Annotated in this window: 2 protein-coding genes; both read right to left on the bottom strand. The window is 27.6% G+C overall.

Features of this window, described 5'->3' with window-relative positions; all coding sequences use genetic code 11:
• Positions 1-267: 267 nt before the first annotated feature.
• Positions 268-882: a hypothetical protein gene (locus GGR97_RS15175; RefSeq protein ID WP_167899375.1), complete on the bottom strand. Its 615-nt coding sequence runs from the start codon at positions 880-882 to the stop codon at positions 268-270.
• Between the two features lie 227 nt (positions 883-1,109).
• A complete protein-coding gene (locus GGR97_RS15170; protein WP_167899374.1) occupies positions 1,110-1,991 on the bottom strand; it encodes a DUF6236 family protein in 882 nt (293 codons plus the stop codon).
• Positions 1,992-2,102 lie beyond the last annotated feature (111 nt).

The raw sequence follows: 2,102 nt of genomic DNA, 5'->3' as shown, positions 1-2,102 counted from the left end.
AAATTGAAATCGATAATGTTAAAAATATAATCTTCTTTTTCATTAGAACGATTTTTACTGTTTGCCAACGGTTTTGGCTAGGCTTTGTGCGGGTTTGAAAATCGACAAGATTTTCGAACACGGACTAAGCCGAAGCTTTTTGTTTGGTTTTGTTTTTTGTGGTTACACAAAGCCAAATCAACAAGATTTGGCGACTTAGTAAATATACACAAAACTTTGAAGTTGGCACCAAACCCGCATGAAGTTTAGCCGGTGTTAGGTAACGTTTTACGTTATCCAATTGAATAATTTTCGTTTTATATGCCAAACTCCATTTTCTCTTTCTAAAATGGCTACAGCTCCATATTGAAAAACTCCATAACTGCCATATTGATAATATAAACAAGCATAATTATTCTCAATTAAAATTTCAGAAACATATATTGATTCAATTATTCGATATTTTGAATAGTCAATTTTTTCTTTAAATAAGACTTCTATAGGTGTGTCAATTCTCAAACTTTCAATAGATATTTTGTCTTCAGTTTTATTTTTTGATAGGTTTTCAACAAGTTTATTTTCAGTCTTAGATAAGTTATAATTATCAATGGATTTTGAGTTTATATGATTGTCACTGTTAAAGAAATTAGAAGAGACAAATTTCTCCGATAAAATAAGAACAGGTTTTAATTTTTGTTGATTTTCATTATATAATTTAACCTTTAATTTTTCTTCTTCGGATGAATTAGGAATTGGTGGCATTGGAAAGTATTCTTTTCTAACGTCTTTTGATAATTCAGTAAGAATTAAAGATAAAATCTCTTTTTCGTAATCTTTATTTTTTCGACAACTTAAAACAATAAATAGCGAAATTAAAATGTATAAAATCTCATGTTTTTTCATTTAATTTTCTGTAATTCAAAATGTTATCTAACGGTTTTGTATAAGATTAGTGTGGGAGGTAGACAATTCGGGAATTGTCAGTCGAGCCACAAGCTTATACTTATTTTGTGTTTTTATCTTGTCGATTTAAAAATACTCAAATAAGTATGAGCGACAATATAAACAGACCAAAAAATTTGAGGAAACCATAAAAACCCACATTAATTTTATACGGTGTTGGCAGTAGTTTATTTTTTTATTTTTTCCATATAATATAAATAAGCAAAATCTTGTGTTTCCTTAGGTAATCCACTTAGTTTACTTTGTTTTTTTAGACCTAAATTTATTGCTGCATTTATTAAAAACCCCGCACCTAATCCATATTGAAGGGGGATTTCTAAGCTATTTGCTGTAATCGTTCCCAATAATGGTCTAAGAATATTTATGGCTTTACTATCTCCAAGATTTAAATATGTTTTCATAGTACTTAGAGATTTTTGAAATTTGTTTTCGTCCATTACTCTGTGTATATCTAGTAAATTTCTGTGTATTTTTTCTTTTAATTTAATTAATTCTTCTTTTGAAAAGTTTTCATTTTTTAAAGATATTTTTAAATCATTTATTCTATCTCTAAAGGCAAATAACTCAGTATTTCTTTTTTCTTTAAATTCTAAAATTTTATCCAATTCACAATTAATAGGAATAGGTAAGTAATTTTCGATTGATAGTTCTAAAGTATTTATTTTTTCAGATGTGTCACTGGGTAAATTTAAAATATTCCCAGATTGAGCAATAGAAAATAACATTTCTTTATTAGATTTATTAATGTTTTTATAGTAATCCATTTGTGCTAATTCTCTTGAAGCCATACCTAATGGAGAAAATAGATCTAGCTTATCAGGGAAATTAATTATTATATTTTTCAATATTTTTTCATCAAAAAGTAATTTATATTTTGGATCTGTATTTTTTATTCCTCCAAATAGTGAAGGATCTACGTAATGAATCTCATCCCAATAGACTAAATATCTTCTAAGAGCTTGATCGCTAATTCCACCTGAGAAATTTAAAGATGTTTTATTTTCAGTTAAGAAGCTTTTTCCTGTAATAATTATTCCTCTTGTTTTCATATTTTTTTATTACTGCCAACGGTTTTGGCTAGGCTTTGTTCGGGAAGAAAATCGACAAGATTTTCGAACACGCAACTAAGCCGAAGCTTTTTGTTTGGATTTGTTTCTTTG

Origin of the sequence: Wenyingzhuangia aestuarii, from assembly GCF_011927765.1 — a bacterium.
Classification (GTDB): Bacteria; Bacteroidota; Bacteroidia; order Flavobacteriales; family Flavobacteriaceae; genus Wenyingzhuangia; species Wenyingzhuangia aestuarii.
The sequence above is the reverse complement of the archived record's forward strand: the minus strand, read 5'-3'. Positions and strand labels throughout refer to the sequence as shown.